This window comes from Massilia sp. CT11-108, from assembly GCF_047302915.1.
In the GTDB taxonomy this organism is placed as follows: Bacteria; Pseudomonadota; Gammaproteobacteria; order Burkholderiales; family Burkholderiaceae_D; genus Telluria; species Telluria orientalis.
The window spans coordinates 1-1,548 of sequence record NZ_JBKYMO010000847.1 but is presented as its reverse complement, the minus strand read 5'-3'; the positions used below and the strand labels follow the sequence as shown (position 1 = coordinate 1,548).

Below are 1,548 nucleotides of genomic sequence, written 5' to 3'. Positions count from 1 at the left end.
GCTCGACGAGGCGGCGCACGAGCGACAGGCCGATCCCGAGGCCGCCCTGGGCCCGATCGAGGCTGCCGCGCACCTGCGTAAACATCTCGAACACGGAGCCGATCGCATCCGGCGGAATGCCGATGCCGCTGTCCGACACGGCGACTACGGCGTGCCCGTCCTCGCGCCATGCGGACAGCGCGACGCGTCCGCCGGCCGGCGTGTACTTGGCGGCGTTGTTCAGCAGGTTCGACAGCACCTGCACCATGCGCGTGACGTCCGCCTCGAGCGGCAGCCGTTCCTCGGGCAGGTCGACGTCCAGGCGGTGGCCGTGCGATTCGATCAGCGCGGCGCTCGTCTCCACGGCCATCTGCGCGATGACCTTCAGGTCGACGTTCTCCCGTTTCAGTTCGATCTTGCCGCGCGTGATGCGGGCGATGTCGAGCAGGTCGTCGACGAGGTGGATCAGGTGGCCCAGCTGGCGGTCCATCATCGCGTGGATGCGCGCCAGCGCGTCCTTGTCGGCCGGCGCCATGCGCAACAGGTCGAGCCCCGTGCGGATCGGCGCCAGCGGGTTGCGCAGTTCGTGCGCGAGCGTGGCGAGGAATTCGCTCTTGCGGTGGTCCGCCTCCGACAGGTCGGCGGCCACGCGGCGCAGCTCGTCCTCGGCGCGCTTCTGCGCCGTGATGTCGCGCGTGATCGTCGCGAGACCGATGTTGTTGCCCTCCGCGTCGCGCACCGCGAACCCCTTGAAGTAGACGGGCAGCGGCGGCCGGCCGTCGGGTTGCGCCAGGCGCAGTTCTCCCTCCCATTCGGCCGCACCGACCGTCAGCGCGGCCATCACGTGGTCGCGCACGAACGGCCGGTCTTCGCGCGGGAAGAAATCGATCATGCGCCGCGCGGCGATGTTGGTACGGTCATCGAGGCCCGCCATGCGCCGGCCCGCCGGGTTCAGGTAGATGCCGCCGGCGTCCGGCGTGAAGATGCCGATGAAGTCGGACGACTGCTCGGCCACGGCGGCCAGGCGCCGGATGCCCTCTTCGGCGCGGCGGCGGTCGGTCTCGTCGCGGAAATACAGCGCGAGTCCGCCGGCGCCCTCCATCGGGAACGAATTGATCTCGAACCAGCGGCCCTCGGCGTCGTCGTACGCTTCGATGCGGGATCGTTCGCGTTCCAGCGCCGTGCGCCGCAGCGCGCGTTCCTGCTGGCTGCCTTGCAGGCGCGCGAACAGGTCCCAGAACTGGGCGCCCACGAGTTCCTCGCGCGGCTTGCGCGTGACGGCTTCGGCCGCGCCGTTCGCGTACGTGATGCGCCAGGCCGGATCGAGCGCGATGAAACCCTCGCTCATGCTTTCCAGGATCGCGCGCGAGCGGTGCTCCGCGGCCTGCCGTTCGGCCGCCTCGTGGCGCTGGCCGATCACGAGCGACGCGGTATTCGCCAGCAGCGCGAGCGCCGCCTCTTCCTGCGGGTTCGGCAGGCGCCGTTCGCGGTAGTACAGGGTGAACGTGCCGAGCACCGTGCCGGACGGCGCCAGGATCGGCAGCGCGCGCGCCGCGCGCAGGCCGTGCG

Annotated in this window: 1 protein-coding gene; it reads right to left on the bottom strand. The window is 70.9% G+C overall.

Going from position 1 to position 1,548, the window contains the following annotated elements:
• Window positions 1–1,548: PAS domain-containing protein (locus ACEN88_RS31340; RefSeq protein WP_413346014.1), on the bottom strand; the 1,548-nt coding region annotated here is incomplete at both ends.